This is a genomic window from Flavobacterium mesophilum (assembly GCF_039581405.1).
GTDB lineage: Bacteria > Bacteroidota > Bacteroidia > Flavobacteriales > Flavobacteriaceae > Flavobacterium.
Genome location: NZ_JBCPXZ010000009.1, coordinates 1 through 20,588, shown reverse-complemented (window position 1 = coordinate 20,588; position 20,588 = coordinate 1). Strand labels below are relative to the sequence as shown.

Annotated in this window: 18 protein-coding genes and 1 tRNA gene; 5 read left to right on the top strand and 14 right to left on the bottom strand. The window is 35.0% G+C overall.

The features are described from left to right. Positions 1–32: 32 nt before the first annotated feature. The 3 genes from AAYQ19_RS21505 to AAYQ19_RS21495 all read right to left on the bottom strand — a co-directional run bounded on the left by AAYQ19_RS21505 (position 33) and on the right by AAYQ19_RS21495 (position 1,886). Entirely contained in the window at positions 33–485 is a 453-nt protein-coding gene (locus tag AAYQ19_RS21505) for a CHAP domain-containing protein (RefSeq protein WP_343539227.1), read from the bottom strand. After that, a complete protein-coding gene (locus AAYQ19_RS21500) occupies positions 482–769 on the bottom strand; it encodes a hypothetical protein (protein WP_343539225.1) in 288 nt (95 codons plus the stop codon). The genes AAYQ19_RS21505 and AAYQ19_RS21500 overlap by 4 nt, the downstream gene beginning before the upstream one ends. A 448-nt stretch (positions 770–1,217) precedes the next feature. Beyond that, positions 1,218–1,886 (bottom strand): response regulator, encoded by a 669-nt coding sequence (locus AAYQ19_RS21495; protein WP_343539223.1) that lies wholly within the window; start codon positions 1,884–1,886, stop codon positions 1,218–1,220. 99 nt (positions 1,887–1,985) lie between these two features. On the opposite strand from AAYQ19_RS21495, the gene AAYQ19_RS21490 reads away from it, so the two are divergent. Both AAYQ19_RS21490 and AAYQ19_RS21485 read left to right on the top strand, forming a co-directional pair. Further along, positions 1,986–2,219 carry a hypothetical protein gene (locus tag AAYQ19_RS21490; protein ID WP_343539221.1) on the top strand — a complete coding sequence of 78 codons (234 nt, stop codon included), beginning with the start codon at positions 1,986–1,988 and terminating at the stop codon, positions 2,217–2,219. Beyond that, positions 2,161–4,371: a tetratricopeptide repeat-containing sensor histidine kinase gene (locus tag AAYQ19_RS21485; RefSeq protein WP_343539220.1), complete on the top strand. Its 2,211-nt coding sequence runs from the start codon at positions 2,161–2,163 to the stop codon at positions 4,369–4,371. Before AAYQ19_RS21490 ends, AAYQ19_RS21485 begins: the two co-directional genes overlap by 59 nt. Before the next feature lie 93 nt (positions 4,372–4,464). On the opposite strand, the gene AAYQ19_RS21480 is transcribed toward AAYQ19_RS21485, so the two are convergent. From AAYQ19_RS21480 to AAYQ19_RS21465, 4 genes are all read right to left on the bottom strand, one after another. Then, complete coding sequence (locus AAYQ19_RS21480) at positions 4,465–4,710, bottom strand: hypothetical protein (protein ID WP_343539218.1); 246 nt, start codon at positions 4,708–4,710, stop codon at positions 4,465–4,467. A gap of 155 nt (positions 4,711–4,865) precedes the next feature. Then, positions 4,866–5,579, bottom strand: coding sequence for a DUF3164 family protein (locus AAYQ19_RS21475; RefSeq protein WP_343539216.1), 714 nt, complete (start codon positions 5,577–5,579; stop codon positions 4,866–4,868). Between the two features lie 13 nt (positions 5,580–5,592). Next, positions 5,593–5,871, bottom strand: coding sequence for a hypothetical protein (locus AAYQ19_RS21470; RefSeq protein WP_343539214.1), 279 nt, complete (start codon positions 5,869–5,871; stop codon positions 5,593–5,595). Further along, positions 5,864–6,001: a hypothetical protein gene (locus AAYQ19_RS21465; RefSeq protein WP_343539212.1), complete on the bottom strand. Its 138-nt coding sequence runs from the start codon at positions 5,999–6,001 to the stop codon at positions 5,864–5,866. Before AAYQ19_RS21465 ends, AAYQ19_RS21470 begins: the two co-directional genes overlap by 8 nt. 306 nt (positions 6,002–6,307) lie before the next feature. Here AAYQ19_RS21465 and AAYQ19_RS21460 point away from each other — a divergent pair, with 306 nt between their 5' ends. From AAYQ19_RS21460 to AAYQ19_RS21450, 3 genes are all read left to right on the top strand, one after another. Further along, positions 6,308–6,991: a S24 family peptidase gene (locus AAYQ19_RS21460; RefSeq protein ID WP_343539211.1), complete on the top strand. Its 684-nt coding sequence runs from the start codon at positions 6,308–6,310 to the stop codon at positions 6,989–6,991. Between the two features lie 191 nt (positions 6,992–7,182). Then, positions 7,183–8,004, top strand: a complete 822-nt coding sequence (locus AAYQ19_RS21455) for an AraC family transcriptional regulator (protein WP_343539210.1) — start codon at positions 7,183–7,185, stop codon at positions 8,002–8,004. 1 nt (position 8,005) lies between these two features. Then, on the top strand, positions 8,006–8,800 hold the full coding sequence (locus AAYQ19_RS21450) for an SDR family NAD(P)-dependent oxidoreductase (protein ID WP_343539209.1): 795 nt from the start codon (positions 8,006–8,008) through the stop codon (positions 8,798–8,800). 235 nt (positions 8,801–9,035) lie between these two features. Here the strand turns inward: AAYQ19_RS21450 and AAYQ19_RS21445 are convergent, their stop codons facing one another. From AAYQ19_RS21445 to AAYQ19_RS21415, 7 genes are all read right to left on the bottom strand, one after another. Then, a complete protein-coding gene (locus tag AAYQ19_RS21445; RefSeq protein WP_343539207.1) occupies positions 9,036–9,818 on the bottom strand; it encodes a GLPGLI family protein in 783 nt (260 codons plus the stop codon). A 4-nt stretch (positions 9,819–9,822) separates the two neighbouring features. After that, entirely contained in the window at positions 9,823–12,621 is a 2,799-nt protein-coding gene (locus AAYQ19_RS21440; protein ID WP_343539205.1) for an outer membrane beta-barrel family protein, read from the bottom strand. A 946-nt stretch (positions 12,622–13,567) separates the two neighbouring features. Next, a complete protein-coding gene (locus AAYQ19_RS21435) occupies positions 13,568–14,953 on the bottom strand; it encodes a hypothetical protein (RefSeq protein WP_343539204.1) in 1,386 nt (461 codons plus the stop codon). Positions 14,954–14,988: 35 nt separating this feature from the next. Next, the gene (locus AAYQ19_RS21430; RefSeq protein ID WP_343539203.1) at positions 14,989–17,448 is read right to left on the bottom strand and encodes a DUF8740 domain-containing protein; all 2,460 of its coding nucleotides are present in this window, start codon (positions 17,446–17,448) and stop codon (positions 14,989–14,991) included. Next, positions 17,445–17,927, bottom strand: coding sequence for a T9SS type A sorting domain-containing protein (locus tag AAYQ19_RS21425; RefSeq protein ID WP_343539201.1), 483 nt, complete (start codon positions 17,925–17,927; stop codon positions 17,445–17,447). The genes AAYQ19_RS21430 and AAYQ19_RS21425 overlap by 4 nt, the downstream gene beginning before the upstream one ends. A gap of 164 nt (positions 17,928–18,091) precedes the next feature. Beyond that, a complete protein-coding gene (locus AAYQ19_RS21420; protein ID WP_343539199.1) occupies positions 18,092–19,888 on the bottom strand; it encodes a tetratricopeptide repeat protein in 1,797 nt (598 codons plus the stop codon). Positions 19,889–20,287: 399 nt separating this feature from the next. Then, positions 20,288–20,372, bottom strand: a tRNA-Ser gene (locus AAYQ19_RS21415). Between the last annotated feature and the right edge of the window lie 216 nt (positions 20,373–20,588).

Here is a 20,588-nt window from a genome sequence, read left to right as displayed (position 1 = left end):
ACGCAGTTGAATTTTCAGATGCCTGTCACGATCTATAATCTCAAAAAGGCTTTCATGGATTTTATTTCTCTTTTTCTTCTGCAAACTTTGTATCCTTCACGACTTCCACTGTCATTAGTGTTTCCTTCTATGGTATGAATAATATTTCCTGCTATTTTTTCAATAATGCCAGTATGGCCTAGTCCTTTTCCTAAATCAAGAATAAAAATATCGCCTACCATAGGGGACTTTTGTACCAGAAAACGACTTGAATTGTATTGATCAAGTACGCCACCAGTTTTTTTTAGAGGGTTTTTTAAATTGGTTTGCGCACTGGCATTTTGAGTGCACCAATAAATAAAAGCCATACACCAGGAATATCCTTTTGTGAGACCAACACTTTTCAGATAAATTTCTACTTCAGGGCCGGAATTGCTGTATTTAGGAATTTCCTCAACTCCAATTTGTGCAATAGCGATTTCGAGCGTTTTTTGTGCTAGTGTCATAGTTGTTTTCCGTTTAATTGTTTGAACTTTTGGAGCTCATCTACTAATTGTTGGTTAACAACCATTAATTCTCGATGTTGTATTTCCATGGTCTTAATAGTTTCGGTGGCGGCTGTTAATCTTGCGGTGATGTCATCAAGTAAATCACGATAATATTTGACTGCATTTACTGCGTTATCAAGTTCGGCAGCCCTGTCTTGCGCTAATGATTTTCTCATAGAGAATAACCATGTAATAAAAGCGGCAAAAAAGGCGGTAAGAGTTGGGTAGATAAATTGTTCCATTCAATGTTTAGTATGATTAAGTATTTTTATAGTCGATTGGAACAACTGTTGTGATCTACATTGCAATTTCAGATTCTTAACTTCATTTCAACAGTTGTTTTCCTTTTGTGGATACAAAGATTGGTATAAAGTTATTCTGGAAAAAATAGGTGCAAATCTCTCGTACAATTATGTTTTAAAGCTATACAAAAGTGTAAAGAGAATAAACAAAGTGTTTTTTTGCGAGAAGAATTCTAGAGAGGTATTTGATGGAGGAGACTCCTCAATTTAAAAAATCAAACTTTTTAATTGATTGAATTAAATAGGAGTTTGGGTATTGAATATGAAGCATTATAAAGCGCTGTTTTTTGCTTTATATGATGAAATGAAGCAAAAGAACGTTTGTTGTGCGGTTTGTTTGAAAAAGTTTTGAATTGAAATAATTTTATTTTCAGACACATTTCAATTGCTAGAGAAGGCCTAGCTGTCTGGCTTTATTTATTAATTCTGTATCTCCTCCTTTGCCTAGTAACAAGTGGCTTTTAATATTGGCTTTTCTTTTCTCTACCGAACTAATTGATAGGGGTACATGATTTGGAATATTTACCGTTTTGACACCTTGAGATAATAAGATTAAAATTTGGCTATCGTATTCATCCCAATCTAAATTTCTTTGGGCAAGTGTTTTTTGGGATTTAATTATCTCATTACTGTGAATAATTTCCCCTAAGAAGATTTTTTTGCACATTAAAGGGAATGATTCAAAATTCACTTCACTTTTAGAAATGAATCCATCAGGTACAATGCCTTTTATGATTCTATTTACGATAAAAGCTTCTGTGTGCATTGTTAGTAATAAAATTTTACATTCAGGATGCGTTTTTCTAATGATAGAAGCCAAATCAATGCCGCTTGTGATGTTGAAATCGTTAAAAGGAGGAAGGTTGACGTCAAGAATGGCAAAATCAATTTTTATATTTTGTTTCTCAAACAATAGTATTTTTTTATAAGCATCTTCACAATTGTAGCTTTTTAAAAAAACAGGTTCAATTGCGCCAAAACAACCGTCAGACAGTAAATTAATGTAGCTATCTACGGTCATAGGATGATCATCAACAATCAGGATATTCAGTGGCATTTTCATCAAAATTTATGCAAAAGTAATTAATGTTACGGGAAAACCGTAAAAAATAACATTTTTTTCGATGTTTTTTTGCAAAAACATAAAAAAAATGCTATGAAAAAAAGGTTGCCCTTGATGATGATTGTGATGGTTTTGGTACTAAATTCTTCTTGTACAAATGATGATTTTGAAAGTCAAGTCGTTAATTCAACAAATAAAAAAAACATGAAAATTGCACCACGTGATACATATGAAAATGCTAATCTAAAGATAAGTGATTCTTTGAAGGTTGACTTGGATTTTGAAACACCAGAACCTGGAGATCCGTCACTACCAAAGGACAAATAGCGAATTAATATTTGTTGTTACCAAAGACTATGGTTGCTTTTCAATGAGCATCATAGTCTTTTTTATTTGGTGTATATTTGATCTGAATATAAAAGTGATTGTTTTGAAATTAAACTTAAACTTAAAATATTGTATCGCGGTTATTCTCTTAATTGGATTAATCTGCCTTATGTTGTTTAAAAAACAGCAATTTGAAAGTCCTAAAAAAAATGTTGATTTTGATGAGGAGTATTTCAATAAAATTGAGGGGCGGAACAAAGAAAAGTACATTGATTCTATCGTAATGTTGTTGCAACAAAACAAAGAAAATGATTCAATTGTTCGAGATTTATATTTAAAAGCTGGAGCAGAGTATTATTATTTGAATAATTTGAAGAAATCATTTTCGTCTAGTTTGATCGCATTCAATTTGTCAAAAGAGAAAAATGATAGCTCGAGAATGGCTAAGTCTCTTTATTATTTAGGTGATTGTTATGAGAATTCACACAAAGACAGTGCCTACTATTATTATTTGCAGGCCCAAAAAATATATGCGAAGATTCATGATTATGATCATTTAGGGCGTATGTATTTTAATAAGGCTTATGTCTTATTTTTTGACGGCAGATTTGTTGAATGTGAAGTCGAGGTGACTAAGGCATTATTGTATGTAAAAAAGACTGGGAATACCAAGCTTCAATATATGTGTAATACTTTGATGGGTAACTGTCTTGAAAAACTTTTTATGTATGACCAAGCGTTAAAATATCATCAATTAGGATTGGAAGATTTAAAGTTGATGAAGAAAGATCATTTGGATCGTGATCAAGTCAATAATTTTAACGTTTCATCTGTAATTAACATTTGTAATTTATATGATTTAAAAGGTGAATATTCAAAATCTATTAAAGAATTAAACACTGTCCTGACAAATGATTTGAAAAATAAATGGCCTCGAATATATGCTAACGTTTTGTCGAATTTGGCTTATTCTAAAATGAAAAATAAGGAATATGACAATGTTGAATCAATGTTTTTGGAATCTTTAAAAATAGTCGATAGTCTTGGGTATGATTCAGATGTTTTATATAAGAAAATCCATTTGGGAGAATTTTATTTAACTCAAAATGACACTTTAAAATCAATAAAAATTTTAAAAGAAGCTTATACTGGTGCTGTTGAGATCAGAAACACAAATGAGGTTTTAAGCATTTTGAAATTGTTGTCAAAAATTGATCGCAACAGAAAGATATATTATGCAAATCAATATATAAATGTTAGCGATAGCATAAATCGTATTCAGAGTAGAACTAGCAACAAATATGCGCGAATAGAGTATGAAACGGCTAGTGTGGAAGATGAGAATAAAATTTTGACAAAAAAGAATTTTTATATATTGATTTTTTCATTTGTTCTTTTTTTGATTCTCTCCGGGATTTTCGTAATTATTTATTTGAAATATAAGAACAAAGAGTTAAGGTTTTTAAAACAACAACAAATCGATAACGATGAAATATTTCAGCTTTTGAGCGAGCAAAAAGAGAAAATAAACAGCGCAAAGGAGGAAGAGAAAAATAAAATAGCCAGGGAATTACATGATGGAGTAATGAATAAGGTATATGCAGTCAGAATGAATTTAGGCTTTTTTAATTCGAAGACTGATGAGAAAACAATTGAAAAAAGAAAAGAATATATTTTTGAATTGCAAAACATTGAAAATGAAATTAGAACTATCTCTCATGATCTTAGCCGTGATTCATTTCTTGAAGGTAGCGATTTTAATATTCTATTATCAGATTTGATCAAAAATCAAAGTCATATAAATGGTGCTGAATTCAATTATATAATTGAAGATGGATTTGATTGGAGTAAAATCCAGAATGTCTACAAGGTAAATTTTTATCGTATAATTCAGGAATCTCTTCTGAATGTTCATAAGTATTCCAGTGCAACAAAAGTGAATATCGAAATCCAATTAATTAAGAATAAGATTTTAAAATTATCAATCAAAGATAATGGTGTTGGTTTTGATGTGAATGTAATCAAAAAGGGAATTGGTCTGTCTAACATTAAAGAGCGAACTAATTCGTTGAAAGGGCATTTTGAAATAAATTCTATAATTGATGTTGGTACAGAAGTCATGATAACTTTTGATCTCTCGGTGTCGCAATAATATATGTCTTACCCTTTTTTTTGAAAAGTAATTGACATCGGTACCAAATACAATTAAAGTTAATTGTTTAGGATTTATTTCTTAAGTAACTATTTAGGAAGATTTCTCTTGATTGCCCATCAGTTCTTCGATTCTTTTTAATTCTGAGGTAATGGGAGTGCAGAGTATTTCATACAAAGTAGTGCGTGATATGGGATAAATAGGTGAGACGTATTTTCTCCATACTACTGTTGTTGGAATATCATCTGTTTTGTGTTTTTGGTATAATTCTTTTATCAATTTGTAGCGAAGCAATTTGTTCTTTTGAATTCCGAGGCTTCTATTTGTGGATATCGGCATTAGGTGTGGTATTAAGAAGTGATAAAATTACGAGGTTGGAAGAAAATTTTAATGTTTTGGGGTTAATTGTCAGAATTTCGGAATGTTAAAAAACATTTTGTAATTATATTTTCTGAAATGGGTTCTTTAAATTGTCGTGATTAACTTAACTGTAATCAAGCTGCATGATTATGATCAATTTGCTGATTAAAAAAATTAAAGGCATAACCGTGTAAAAAATCAACAGAAGACATCGATAGCGGAATGTTGGTTCGGATGCCGTTTTCGTCAATTCTGCTTGCTTCAATAAACCAGCTCGAGCGTACAGGCTTAAAAGAAGAAGCAATAATTTCTACACCATCTGTAAATTCGTCATTATTGAATTCTTTTGTCAACTTTTGAAGTTCCAAAACTCTAGAGCCTTTTAAATTTCCTTTAGCATCTTTTTTTAAAAGATTGAAAACAATTTTAACTAGCGAAGCCGTTTCTCTACTGGTAGAAAGTGACGAAATGTAATTCTGAACTTTTTCAATACCAATAGTTACAGTATCATCCCAGCCTTCGTTGATGCGGTACCCAATTGTGATTTCTTCTTTGTCATTAGAAAAAGTATACGACATTTGTTTTTCTTTAAAACCATAAACTTGATTTTTTAAATCTAAAATAGTTTCAAACAATTGGAAAGTTTCTGTTTTGGCATTTCTCATCATTTCAGACGTTTCATGTAATCTGGAAAGTGCTTTCGGAATTGTTTCTGCTACTAGTTTTTTATAAGCGTCTCTTTCTTCTAATTTTTTGCTTTCAATTTTATTTAAAGCTTCTTTTAATTGTTGAGCAGAAAATTGAGATAAGTCCATGGTTTTGAAATTGTTTGCTGTTGAAGTGTTCATAATAATTGTTTTTTTAGGCGTTTAATAAAATTTCTTCTTTAAATGGGTCTCCGTAATATGGCTTGAAATTATTCTGAAGTGCAAGTCTTGAAACTTCTTTTAATTTGTTTTCAATATTTGCCGATACAGGACGGGGAGCGGCAGTTTGATCATCCAAAATATGCATCCATTGGAAACGTTCTTGGTTGATACAGATTCTTTCTCCGGCAGTAAAAGTTTTCTTTTTTTCAGAACAGTATTGAAGTGCCAGATATAATGTTGCAATACGTTCTTCGATTTGTGTGTTACTCATGATTTTTCTCTAATTGATTTTTTAATTTTTTAATGTCCGATTCTATTAAGTTTCTTTCAGGGCTGTTTGGGTTTTCAATCAGCCAATTTTCTAATTCTTGAATTTTGTCTTTGATTTGATTTTTTTTCATTTCGATTTCATTTAAGGTTTGGTACTATTTGTTGTTAATAGGTTTTTATGAATGATTGCATTTTGATTCGTAGTATTATACATTCTTTTTGGTTTTTAGGGTAGTATTTTTATTTTTTGAATTTTATTTTTTTATTTTGTTGTAATACAGTGTTTTGCGTTTGTTTTGAAATTGATAAAATTGCTTCTGTTCCAATATTTTCTGGCCTAGTTGCTTGTTTTTCAATTTTGTTTTTCTTTACTTTGCAAATATAATGTAAAATAATACATCAAAACAAATTTTTAACGTAAAATAATACATCTTTTTATGGGGTCAACGGAAAGAGTGCGGGAATATCTTGATTATAAAGGGATTACTAAGTATAAGTTCTGTAACGATATGGGATTTTCTAATAAGTTTTTAGACAATAGTAGTAATATGGGAACAGATAAGGCGTGTAAAATATTACATTATTACCCAGACCTAAATTCAGAGTGGCTTTTGACAGGAAATGGGCCAATGATTAAAGAAGAAAATACAAGCCTAGTGATTATGAATAATGATAGAAAAACAGTCGATTCGCTGCATGCGAGTCAAGAAATACCTTTGTATGATTTAGAAGCTGTTGCAGGTTTAAGAGAGCTTTTCAGCAGTGGAGAGCCTCAAAGAATCTTGGACACCATAAAAATTCCAAATCTCCCAAAATGTGACGGAGCAATTTCTGTAACTGGAGATAGTATGTATCCTTTATTGAAATCTGGGGATATTATTTTATATAAGGAAACTGAATTTGAGAATATCTTTTTTGGCGAAATGTATCTACTGAGTGTTAAGCTGAATGAGTGGGAGGAATATATTACAGTGAAATATGTTCAGAAGTCTGAACAAGGGCAAGAATATGTAAAATTAGTAAGTCAGAATTCGCATCATCAGCCGAAAGATATCCATATTTCAAAAATATCGGCATTGGCACTTATAAAAGCGAGTATACGTATTAATACGATGATGTAGATTGTTGTTTAGAAAGTGCTGCTGATCAAAAGTTTTTTGGTTGGTAAGAAAAAGTTAAAGTCTTTGAAGTTGTTTCGAAGGCTTTTTTTTGTGTTTTTTATAAGGAAACAGTATTGAAGTAATATTGGACGTTTGAACAAACTTTTGAACGAAAACAGTTAGTAAATTTGCATTACTTAAAAATGATGAAAATGCAACTTATTAAAAATCAAACTCTTTCAGAGCCGAAACTTTTGCAAAATGTTTATTTTGGAAATAATGTTGAAAATGAAGCTTTTGTTTCTGATCATATTTTCAGTTATATCATTAAAGGCAGTCATGAAGTTTGGGTGGGGCATAAAAAATATTCGTTTACTGCCGGCGATTATCGTTTTTTTAGGAGAAACCAATTAGCAAAATCAATTAAACATCCTGAATCTGATGGATTTAAATCGATTGCTGTGCATTTTGACCAACGAACTCTTATGGAGATTGCAAATGAGCACGATTTCAAATCGGAAAGGTTTTATGGCGAAGGCGTAAGGATGGTTAAAACTAATTTGTTACTGGAGAAATCTGTGGAAGAACTAAGTGAATTTGCATTGAATAAAAGTGTAAATGCGGAAGTTTTGCGAATTAAAATTAAAGAGCTGATTTTAATACTTGCCCATAGTGATCCTGAAATTAAACAAATGTTGTTTGAATTTAGTGATCCTGGAAAATTAGATTTAGAGGCATTTATGAATGGTCACTATAGGTATAATGTTCCGCTAGAAAAATTTGCTTTTCTCACAGGACGCAGTTTGTCTGGATTTAAAAGAGATTTTGCAAGGTTGTTTGGGATTACACCAAGCAGATGGCTTACTCGTCAGCGTCTTTCTGAAGCAAAATATTTATTAGAAAACAGCATGCAACGGCCAAGCGAAATATATTTAGAGATAGGTTTTGCTAATATTTCTCATTTTACGTATGCATATAAAAAAGAGTTTGGTACCACACCCGCAAGAAAAATACTAATTAATAAAAATAAATAAAATGGATTTAAAATTAAAAGGAAAGCGAGCATTTATATCGGGTTCTAGTTCCGGACTTGGAGAAGCAATTGCAAAAATGCTGGCGGACGAAGGTGCAACTGTAATAATTCATGGGCGAAATGAAGATCGTGCCAAAGCCGTATGCCAAGAGATTATTAGCAATGGCGGAATTGCAGAAATGGCGATTGGAGATCTTAGCACAGACCTTGGTGCTGATCAAGTTGCTTCTGCCGCACTTAAAAGCGGTCAAATTGATATTTTAATTAATAACGCAGGTGCGACATCACATAAATCATGGGGCGAAGCAACTGCAGACGATTGGTCAGAAATATATAATAATAATGTCGTTTCGTATGTAAGAATGATACAAAGACTAGTGCCTCAAATGAAGACATTAGGCTGGGGTAGAGTTATCAATATTGGAGGAGGTCTTGCGATACAGCCTATCAAAGAACAACCACATTATAATGCGACGCTGGCGGCGAGGCACAACCTTTCAATTTCGTTAGCAAGAACTCTAAAAGAAACAGGAATCACTTCAAATGTGGTATCTCCTGGAGCGATTATTAATCCAATGGTTGAGGATTGGCTTGTAAATGCTGCCCCAAAATTTAATTGGGGAACTGATCTTGAGGGAATAAAATATAAGGCAGTTCAGGAACTAATTCCAAATGATACAGGAAGGTTTGGAGAACCTGAAGAAATTGCAGGAGCCGTCGCTTATCTTTGTAGCTCTTATGCTGACTATATCAGTGGCGCTACTATTAGAGTGGATGGTGGAACAATTAAATGTTAATAATATGATTTTATAATTTAAGGATTTTAAGCAAGGTTAAAAACGATATAATTCTTTCCTTGAAAATCAAGGTGCAAATACGTGTCAGTATGACTAAAAAAGAAAAACCCTCAGCATTTGCTGAGGGTTTGCAATTTGTGACTTTTATGCTATTACAGGTTCCATTGATATATTCTGGAAGTCTCAGGAACCATTTACATTAATCTTTGTGTAAGGAATAAGTTTTAATAGCTAGTTATAAAGAGTAGGCTAGTAGTGTTTTTTTTGCCCATTTCCCCCAGTCTTTCAAAGCATCCATAAGTATTTTATTCAGTCCTTTATTGTCGGTAGGTTTACCTTTAATTGGTGGGGCTAAATCTTTATCAGTAACAGGAATTTCTGTAACTTTTGTAGCGAACCAAGTCATGTTTTCATGTGGCAGGGCCAATCCTAAAATTGTTCCGGGTAATCCTGTAAAAGACTCTGGGCCACCAGCAAATGGAATTTGAATAGTGTAATAAGCAACAACATAAACAGAATCAAGAACTATGGCATTTGCTCTGCGGCATTCATAACCTGCAATTTCTCTAGTTTCATCGGTAATTTTCCAATCAATTTTGCGTAAACTGTCTTTAACTAAGTATAAATCGTCATAAACATTTTTTTGTGTGACACTGGTTTTCGTATCGAGATCTGTGGCGATAATATTTTTTAAATTAGCCATTGCATCGTCAGCAATCCAACTGTTGCTTGTTGATTGATTTGTTTCATCCCATTTGTATAAACTCTTATTTTTTGAAAAAACAAGAATGCTTTTAGTAGTTTTAAATTGTGGATTTGTTTTTTTATAGCTTTCAAAAGCAGCTTGATAATAACTATCAGTTTCTCCTTTTAATTTTTTTGTAATTAAAGCGTACATATTCGATTTTTTTTCAAATTCGATTATGCCATTTTCTACAAAGTGTTCATTTTGTGCAAAAGTATTGCAGCTTATCAATACTGTTATAAAAATTAAGATGCGATTTATTATTGTTTTCATATTTTTAGTTTTGTTTAATTTCTCCTCCACCCATTTTGCTGAAATCCCAGCTTACAGAGAACATAAAGTATCTTTGGATCGTGGTATAGGTGCTTTGATTGATATTTCCATTGAATGCAGAACGATTAAATCCTACATTTTGGTTCAAAAGATCTCGGCCCGTTATAGAAACTCTTAAATTATCTGATTTTAAGAATTTTTTGGTGATAGATGCATTCCAAATAAAACGTTCAAAAGATTCCTGAATCACTTGCGTTTTTCCATTATATTGATAATTACCATCTGTGCTAACTTCTAGTTTGAAAGGTAATTGTACACTGCTCCAGAAATTTCCATTAAAACCCCAACCATTACTATTGCTATTTTCGTTGATGCTTGCATTAGCAACGTTGTAAGTAGGCCCGAAGTAAGCATTGAAATTATATTTTTTTTCTTTATTCTTTGAAAAGTTTAAATTAATGGAATAAGTTGAATTTTTAGTTTGATTCAGTTTTGTATTGATGTAGTTATAGTTTAAATTTTTGTTTGCGCTTAAACCAATTCCTGCTGTCATGTCTATGGCTTTGATGGTTTGTCCAAAATTAGTATTCAAATAATAACTTGTTGTAGCTTTGTTTTTTAGGTTTACAAATTGAGAAATACTTTGTCCGCTCTCATTTGTAATCACATTACTTATTATTGGATCTAATGTAAAATTGTACGATCCATTGACCGAAAAATATTGATTACTAAGTACTTTATACGAATAATAACTTCCTCTAATATTATTTCTAAAAGAAGGATCTAAATTTGGATTACCCACAATCGTATTTAATTGGTTTTGATTATTTCGTATCGGTTGTATTTGTTCTAATGTTGGCTGATCGGTGTTTCCGTTGTACGAAAAACGTAGTGATTCTCTTTGTTTAAAATTATATTGATAGGTTATCTGAGGCATGTAGTTGACAAATTTTTGCTTAAAATAACTGTCTGTATAAACATCATATTGTTTAAAGTTTACGCCGCTAAATTTAGAGCCAAAAGTTAAAACGGTTTTATTTTTTTTGTAATTAAAAATCGCTCCAAGTTGGTTTATCGTTTGGTCTAATTCATAATTATTACTAAATACGGAATCCAGAACAGTATAATCGCCATTAGGAGCTTGATTAAAAGATTTGCGATTAGATTTTCCGTTACTCATGTTGAATCCATAATTAAGAATTACAGATAGACTTTTGGATAACGGTTCGGTATAGATTAAATTTGATTTAAAAGCTGTATTGCTAATATTATTGACTTTATTTTGATCGACTACTTTGGTGCTATCTGGAGTGATGACGGATGTTGTAAAAAATTCAGCTCTAGAATTTAAATAACCATCACTTTTGCTATCTGTACTTGATTGGTTTAAATTAAGAGATAATGTTCGCCCCTTTTTTTTAAGTCTCTTGGTTAGTAAAGTGTTTATATTGAATGTTTTATCATCGACATCATTTGTAGTTGTCTGTTTCAAATTATTCAATTGGTTACCTTGTTCGTCTGTACCTTTTCGCATTTCTGCTTCACTTGAATTACTTTTTTTAAATAATCCATCGACATTTAATTTAAAAGTTAAAGTAGTGTCAATTTTGATTTCATAAGAAAGATCAAGTTTGTTTTTAGTCATGTTTTTCTCAAAAACCTTGTCTGAAGTATTATAAATGCTGCTAGAATTTAAATTTTGCTGGTTAATATCATTACGATTTCCTGAAAGTTTGATATCACCAATTTTATAATTTACATTGATAGATTCTTTATCGTTGTTCCATTTATTGTCAAAATGTATTCCGCCAGTTTGAGCGACTGGAATTCCTTCACCATTAAATTGCCCATCCCAACTTTCAAATTCATCATTTCCACTGTTTGAAAAATTAATACCTCCGTCATCACTTACTTGATAACTGCTTACGCCATATTTATCTTTATCTCCCCATCCTAATCCTACTTGTCCGGTGTTGCCTAAAATGCCATAAACTGCTAATTTTTTCTTATCCCAAAATTTGTTAAACATGGCTTGGCCTTTGTAAAAGTTATCAGTTCCTCCACCGAGTTCTACTTTTCCGAAATGACCATTTTTTTTGTCTTCTTTGAGCTTGACATTTAGAGTTTTGGTTTTCTGGCCATCATCAATTCCTGTAAAAGCGGCTTGATCACTTTTTTTGTCGTACAATTGTACTTTATCAACCATGTCGGCACGTAGATTTTTTGTAACTAAAGTAGGATCATCACCAAAAAATTCTTCACCATCAACCAAAACTTTGGTGACAGTTTCGCCTTGAGCGGTAATTTTTCCATCTTTATCAATTTGTATTCCTGGGAATTGTTTAATCAGATCTTCCACTTTTGCATTAGGCTCTATTTTAAATGCTTTAGGATCAAATTCTAATGTATCTCCTTTGATTTTCATGGCGGCTCTATTGCCTTTTATAATTATTTCAGATAATATTCGTCCTTTATCGGCCAAATTAATTTTACCATAATCTTTGATCAACTTTGTGGAATCAACAGAAAATTGATCTACAAAATCAGCATATTTGGGATAAGAGACCAGTAAAATAAATTTACCGGCTTTAATATTATTCAACTCAAAATAACCATTTTCTTGGGCTCGGGTAGATTTTATTAAAATGGAATCTTGTGCTCTTAACAAAGAAATTGATGCTTTCGCTAAAGTAAAATTATTTATGGTATCTGTTACATGTCCTTTAATTGTGCCTGATGTTTGTGCTTGTAAAATATTTGATAAAAAAAGAAAGCAACATAAAACTAGAATTGTTTGTCTCATTAATTGGTTATGGTTTTTTAAAAAATAGACATGATAGTTCTATTCCATTTTATGAGAAATAGAAATAAATGCATTTGTTATGTGATTTGTTTTTTTTGAGTAAGTAAGATTTGTAGATGCTAAAATAGAAGTTGAAATAGCACTTTTTGATAGAGACTTGCTGAAGTGTGATGATTTGATTTTGTGGAATTCATAATTTTTTTGTGAGGTTTTGAATGTTAGTGGTGTGAATTTTAATAATTTTAATTGGTGATTGTTAGTGTAATAGTTAAATATGAATATAATTCGAAAGTAAATAAAAATACTACAATATTAAAAAAAGACCTTGCTTTACGTGTCACAATTAATTGTTAAATTAACAATAGAAATACTGCTTTCAAATTTTCACTGCCTCGTTTTTGTCTAAATCTGTGGATGTTAGCTTTAAGGTAAATCTTCTGTATTTGGAGTTTCTTCCAATGTTGTGGCTGTCAGAACTGATGCTGATCTCCTCCGGCAATTCACTGACTCTTCTACAGTGGATGCTCATGGAGGCTGTCAGGTCTTGAACCAAAAGCAAACTTTACCCATCATTACCCTCAGCTTTTTACGGCAAAATCGAAGAAAATTCCATTTAAAATGTGTCATGAATGTGAATTAAATTTCTTCGTATTTTTGAAAATATTAAAAATGTCATAAAAGAAAAAACCCTGCGAATCATTCGATTTGCAGGGTTTTGAGCTTGTTTTAGGCTGTGCTATTCTTTATTTTAAGCCTTCAGCAAAGAAAGAGGAATTCTAGCCAAATCATCATATTCCGCTTTTATACTCTGTTTCAAGATTAAACCGTGTGAGTTTTCATTGTTTTTCTCCAGTGTAGCATTGTCTTTGATTTTGCATTTTTTTTGTTTTTTTAAACCAAAGATCTTTTGTTCTGAGTCCAAATTATGGTGTGAACTCCAATTTCGCTAGTGTATTTCTGCCCATGAAAAGCCTTGTAGATTTGTGGCATTAAGATCTTTAACTTGTATGTCAGCTTCTACTGAAAAAACACCTTCATATTTGTTTACGCCATATCCAACGACTTGATTATCTCGCACAGATTTTCCTTTTAGTTTTAGGTAGGAATCGTCAGGAGAACGTAGGTTCAAATCAAATTCAATAGGATATTTTAAGCCAGTTTTAGGATCAACCCAATATTTTGTGGGTTTATATTCTATTTGGTCAATTGCCCATTCGTAATAAGCCTGCTTGCTTCCGTTAGTGGCCTTTTTATCACCATAATATAAACGAGCCATTGGAAGTACTTTAGAAGAAATGTTTTCAATTGGAGGGACATCTACAATTGAGACCATTAAGCTGGCATTTTTTTCAGGAAACTGAATCGCCAAAAATTGCCATTGTGCATTTTTCAATAACGTCTTTTCCTGTGAGTTAAAACCTTGAACGACATAATCTACCCAAATATTTCCTTTTTTGCCATTTGCATATTGTTTCCATTCATTGTCTACTTTGCGGTACAATAAGAACGATTCGACTTTAAGTAAAGGCATTGAATAGTAATAAGAACCCTGTCCCAACATTGTGTCTTTACGTGCGTTCAGATAATTTGGGACGCTACCTTTGTAATTGGCCATCACGTTTTGATGCTGAGAAGGTGTAAGCCATTGTGGCAAAAATGACGTAGTGCCATACCCAATCTGAATTGCACCGTAAGTATCTGTAAGGATAAGATCATACTTCAAGTTGTTACCCTTTAAATCAATAACGTTGCCTGCTAACCTGTATTTTGCACCTGCTTGTCCCATTTCTCCAGACAAAAGTGTAATTTCCAGGTACATGTCACAAATATATTTGTATGTTACCTTTACAGAAAAGGGAGCTTTGAACTGTACATCATTGGCTTCTACTTCAAATGGAACTACTTTGTAACCGTTGCGGTCGCAATATGAAAATTCTGCCAAGTAAGGCATTCCGCCCATATTTAATTGTTGCTGAATCATACTGCTGATAGCTACGACTTCTCCATCATCAGTTGTGATATTGCCATAAAAGCACCATGAAGCCATGTTGTATTCAGGATGAGGAGTTGAGAGCCATTCACGCAAACCTTTTTCCGACTTGCTAAAAGAAAGTATGTCCAGTTGGTTCCAATAAGCAAGACTGTCCGGCTTAGTTTCGTGAGTCACCGGTTTAGGTTTCAATTTGCTCTCTTGACGCAGCTTTTGGGCCTCTTCTTTTTCTTCTTGGCGTTTTATTTTTGCAATTTTTTCCCACTTCTCCTGTCGACGTTTTTCGTCTTCCTGAGTGTTATTTTGTGCAGATATAAGGCTTACCGTTAGTATTGTAGTCATAACGGTAAGCAGTTTTGTTTTTAGATTTAGCATAGTTACCAGCTGATTTGGATTTTTCCGTTTCCGTTGTTGGCACCTATCGTACTTGTTGTGACAGAAAATACTGCATTGGTAGTGTACGATGTTCCACCTGCACCAACGCTCCAGCCACACGAGCCAAGGCGTGCTCCTTGTCCGCCAGTTCCGGTACCTTCAGCACCACCAGCGCCACCATTCTGGTATTCATTGCAACTGGCACCACCACCGCCACCAGCAACAACTACGTCAACACTGTTGATTTGGATTGCAGAACGGCCTCCACCTCCTCCTAGACCGCCTATGCCTAGAGAGTCACATGAGCCGCCGCCGCCGCCATAACCGCCGCCGCCGCTAGTAAAGCAATTGCTGTCATCTCCACCTGAGCCACCACTGATAATAGTAAGAGTAGTACCCGGTGTTACATTAAGTGTGCCGGCTACATAACCGCCACCACCACCTGATAGGCTGAATGAATTTCCGCCTCTGGCGCCCCATAATTGTACATTCAGGCTTGTAACTCCAGCCGGAACAGTAAAAGTTTGATCATTGCCGGTATAATTAAATAATGAACATTTAAAGGTTCCTACATTTGTTACCAATGAATTAGCGCTGGTACCACAAACTGTTACGGCGCGCACACGGTAATAATAATTTGTGCAACCATCAAGTCCGGTAATGTTCAACGAGGTCGAAGTCCCGGCATTGAAGTTATTGTATCCCGGAAGCATGCCAGAAAAATTGTTTGATGTTGCAACATCTATAAAATAAGAGGTAGCGCCTGGTACGCTTGACCAGTTTGCTGTAAAAGAGGCAGCAACCCTGTTAGTTTCCCCAAAAGCAGTAGGTACAGGTGAAGCGTTGCTAGCATTAGTGTCATCGCAGTCGGTTCCTGTTGTTACAAAACCTGTAGGTGGAGAAGTCTCAAACGAGGTAAACCTAGAATATTTATCCCCGTTGCCATCACCGTCACGATCCGCGTAGTAGGTTATAGGTGACTTCCAAGATGGTGCAGTATTTCCATTGCTTTGCAGCATTTGACCGGCTGTTCCTGGAGACAACGCAACCCATGAGGTTCCATTATGATATAAAATACTACCAGTAGTTCCTGATACTAATGGTCCCTCAGGTCCTTGAGGTCCCGTAGCTCCGGTATCTCCAGTAAGTCCTATTGATCCTTGTGCTCCCGTTGCTCCTGTAGCTCCCGCAGGTCCTTGTGGTCCTGTTGCTCCTGTAAGCCCAATTGGTCCTTGTGCTCCCGTAGCTCCGGTATTTCCAGTAAGTCCTATTGGTCCTTGTGCTCCCGTTGCTCCTGTAGCTCCCGCAGGTCCTTGTGGTCCTGTTGCTCCCGTAAGCCCAATTGGTCCTTGTGCTCCTGTTGCTCCCGTTGCACCTGTAGCTCCAGTAAGTCCTGTAGGTCCCGCAGGTCCTTGCGCTCCTGTTGCTCCTGTTGCTCCAGTTGCTCCAGTAAGTCCTACTGGTCCCGCAGGTCCTTGTGCTCCAGTTGCTCCTGTAAGTCCTGCTGGTCCCGCAGGTCCTTGTGGTCCAGTTGCGCCTGTCAGTCCTATTGGTCCATCAGGTCCTTGTGGTCCAGTTGCACCTGTAGCTCCAGTAAGTCCTATCGATCCTTGTGTTCCAGTTGCTCCTGTAAGTCCTGCTGGTCCCGCAGGCCCTTGTGGTCCTGTAGCTCCAGTAAGTCCTATTGGTCCTTGTGCTCCCGCTGCACCTGTAGCTCCCGTAGGTCCTGCAGGTCCTTGCGCTCCCGTTGCGCCTGTAAGTCCTACTGGTCCCGCGGGGCCTTGCGGTCCGATTGCTCCAGTAAGTCCTATTGGTCCTTGTGGTCCCGTTGCTCCAGTAGCTCCCATAGCGCCCATAGGTCCTGCAGGTCCTTGTGCTCCCGTCACTCCCGTAAGTCCTATTGGTCCTGTAGCTCCCGTTGCGCCTGTAAGTCCTACTGGTCCCGCAGGGCCTTGTGGTCCCGTTGCTCCAGTAAGTCCTGTTGGTCCTATCGGTCCGATTGCTCCATCAATACCGTCAATACCATCAAGTCCATTTGCACCTGCAGGCCCCTGTGGTCCTACAGTTGCATTTGCGGCATAAAGGGCGTAAGGAACGCTCATCAATTCACTTGTTCCTGTAATGGTATAGTTTGTTCCTCCTTTTGGGTCTATTTCAGATTTGATATAATATGGTCCTGTAGCCCAATCGATTCCGCTAAATGTACCAATTATTGCTGTTCCAGTACCGATTTGAAGGCTTAGTAAGCCATTAATATTGGTTTCACTGTTGTGAGTTTCTTCATAAGTGACAGTTCCTGTCGAAGAGCCTTGAAGAATGCTTATGCGTACACCAATTGGTGTATCTTTAAGAAGTTCTCCCTTTGAATCGCGCACCACCGATTGATAGCTCATTTTTCCTGGAGCTTGAGCAAAAACAGTGGCTGAGAATAAAACGATTAGTAAAGTAATTATTCTTTTCATTTAATCTTTTTTATGATTTTGAAGGTTTTTAATTCGAATTGGTCAGAGTACACTTTTAATAAATAAATAGCTCCGGCATAGGTTTCCATCGAAATGGAGGTTTCAACTTCCTTGATATTTTCATTGTGAAGAAGCTTTCCGTTGAGGTCAAAAAGTTTGTAATGGAAGTTTTGTTCTAGAGCAGTTGTTATTTTCAGAATAATATCCTTTGGTGTAGGGTTAGGATAAACCATTGCTTCGAGTTTGATGGTAGGATGATCTTTCACGTCAAGCAAAAAAATCTCGTAAGGTTGCTGTACACCTTGAATTGATGAACCACCGGGACCGTCAATTTTGCTATAAGTTATCTGTCCAATAGAATAAGTGTTGCTACCACCAGCCCCTGAGCCTGATCCGCCTGAAGTGACTGCTGATTCCTGTGCTGAAAGCCAGCCAGAGCTAAATATGCAAAGAAGTAGAAGAAAGTAGTTTTGTTTCATAGATGCATGTTAAGAATTTTACATGCCAAAGGTATCATTACAACCAATTCTTACTAAAAAACAGGGGGAGACAAAAGGGGGTACAATTTGTTAATTATTTGGTTTTCAATCTTGTAAATGATATGAGGAAGAGGGGCTAAAGAAGTTTTAGATTGTAGGTCAGTTTAGAAATCCAGAAATAGATTTTCTAGTTTTTGTTCTTTAGGAAGATTGATTTTCTTGCGAAGTCTTTGTCTGTTTTTCTTGATGCTCATAGTGCTGATCCCCATCATTGCAGCCATCTGGTGCGAACTGAATTCGAGTTTGATCAAAGTGCATAAACGAGTTTCGGCTGGAGTAAGGCCGGGATAAGCTGTCTTTAGCTTAAAAAAGAATCCAGAATGTACTTTTTCAAACAATACCTTAAATCGCGTCCAGTCGTCTTCAGTTAAAATAGTAGCAAAACTGAGTTTATTTAATACTGAAACTGCCTGTTCATCATTTGCTGAAATATCGTACTGTTTCGTCATAAGATGCATCTCAGATTGCATTTTTTCTATAAGTTCAGCCTTCTGTTGTAAATGATGTATATATTCCTTAAGTTGCTCTCGTGACGATTTCAATTCGTTTTCAGTCTTTTCTTTTTCCAGTTTTAGAAGAGTTTCTTTTTGGCTTTGGATTTTTCTTTCGCGAACTTGTCTGCTATACAGGAGTATAATGATAATTGCGAGCAGTATTCCTAAGGAGATATACAGTTTCTGTTTCATCTCTGCGGTTTGTTTTTCCTCATTAAGAAGTCGCAAGCGATTATTGTTCTGTTCTGCTTCAAACATTTGCATGATGGACGTATTCTTAGATAGTTTTACACGACGTTCAATACTGTCTTTTATGCTATACGATTCTTTAAGATAATCCAGTGCGCGTGAATCATTTCCACGGGCATCCCAGACCTTGGCCAATACATTGAGAAGATATTGCTTGCGTACGTAATTTTGCGCCTGCATATCAGGTGATTTAAAAGCTTGGTTGAATAAGGTTTCGGCTTGCTGGAGCTGTTGCAATGCCAAATCAGCCTTGTCTGAATGAAGTGCAATGTCTCCCAAACCGGTAAGAGCTTCTATAACTAATGCAGTATCTTTTACAACCAAGCCGCATTTGTAGTATTCCTGCATATATGGTTTGGCTTGGGAATATAATTTTTCATTAAGATAGAGATGTCCTATGTTTCCCGCTGTTATACCTATCCATGCAGTATCCTTAGCGATAATTGCTTGTTGTCTTGAAAGCTCGAAGTATTTTCTTGCATTATCAGGCTCGACTAGTTCACGGTAATTTTGACCAATGGTATTGAGGATGCTGATATGTCGCCTAGAATTTTCAATAGGGTTTTTAAGACTTATCTTGAGGTATTTTATTGATTCGTTAAAATTATTGAGATGATAATAAACATAGGCCAAATGATCAAGCTTGGCTGACTGGTCGTAAATATTCTGATAGCCCGCTTCTTCAAAAATATAATGAGCCTGAAGCATATTCTGCAAAGCTTCAACAGGATCTTTAGCATGGTTAAAATAATAATAGCCTAATGAGTGTCTAAAATAGGCAGTTTGAAGTGATTGTCCTTTTTTCTCCGCCATTGAAATTGCCTTTTGCATTAAAACAACGCCTTTTTTGTGTTCTTGGCCGTCCATAGCGATTACATAGAGACCACGATAGAAAGTTATAGAGGCAAGGATAACTTCATCATTTTTTTTAAGCGCTATCTGCTCAAGTTTGTCGAGTAATTCAATCTTTCGAGAGGGCTTGCGGAAATATAATTGTTGATTGCACCAAATTTCAAGCTTGGTAAGCTTTTCTGGTCCTTTTGTCTGAGCAAGGTCTTGTAAAGTATCCTGTTGCGCATAACCCACAAAGGATATTAATGCCAGAATAGGCAGGAATGTTTTGCGACAAGAATAAAAAAAGGTATTAAACAAATACATATCTGCTTATTGGAACTTTTAAAAGTGTCGCAAAAATAGACTATTTTAGAAAAGAAAAATTATGAAATGTTTAGATTTTTGTGAAACCAAGAAAAAGAAACAAGCCAATTTCTGGTATTGGTTGAATGGCATTCAATAATTTAGATTCGCAATGCGCTTAATGATAATAAACAAGTGAAAAGTGTAAAAAAAAAAGAGTTTCAAATTCGCCTTAATTTTTTTATGGTAATTACGGGATCAAGGCTATTATGTACTATGCCATGATTCTGCCACAAAATTTCTGGATATTTTTGAAAATATGCATAAAAGAAAAAATCCTGCGAATCATTAGATTTGCAGGATTTTGCGCTTGTTTAGGCTTTTTTGAAAACTGTGAAAAGTCTCATCTTTAGCTCTCAGCGGAGAAAGAGGGATTCGAACCCCCGGACCTGTTACAGTCAACAGTTTTCAAGACTGCCGCATTCGACCGCTCTGCCATTTCTCCAGTATGTCGCTCTCGTTATCTGATTGCGGGTGCAAAGTTAAAATGTTTTTTTGATTGTGAAAATTTTTTTGAAACTATTTACAAATAAAATTTACGATGTAAAAAAGAAAAACCCTTAACAAAGTTAAGGGTTTTAAAGTCAGCGGAGAAAGAGGGATTCGAACCCCCGGACCTGTTACAGTCAACAGTTTTCAAGACTGCCGCATTCGACCGCTC